This window comes from Streptomyces sp. URMC 129 (assembly GCF_051386415.1).
Lineage (GTDB): Bacteria > Actinomycetota > Actinomycetes > Streptomycetales > Streptomycetaceae > Streptomyces.
Map to the genome: position 1 here is coordinate 1 of NZ_JBPQTQ010000318.1, position 307 is coordinate 307.

Annotated in this window: 1 protein-coding gene; it reads left to right on the plus strand. The window is 77.2% G+C overall.

Annotation, left to right across the window (positions count from 1 at the left end):
* Positions 1 to 55 precede the first annotated feature (55 nt).
* Positions 56 to 307 (plus strand): hypothetical protein (locus ACSNOC_RS27965; RefSeq protein ID WP_436750364.1); only part of this gene is annotated, 252 nt, incomplete at its 3' end.

The window sequence follows — 307 nt, forward strand, 5'->3', positions numbered from 1 at the left end:
CGGGACCGCCGAGCAGCCCCAAGCCCCCGGAACCCCCGAGAAGGTCCTTCTGGTCGTGGACCCCTGGCTGGCCGAGGACCCCGGCTTCCCCACGCTGTGGTCGCGCCTCACCGCCCGCTGGGCGTCCGCCGTCACGGCCGTGGTCGTCGTGCTCTCCCGCACCGACGAGGAGACCGGCGCCAACGCGGCACGCCTCCGCTCGGCCCTCGCGCTCTCCGCCGCCGGAGCGTTGCGCGCCCCCTTCCACGAGGTCGAGTCCGCGTCCGCGCTCGCCCGCACCACCGTCTGGCTCGCCGCGCCCCCCACC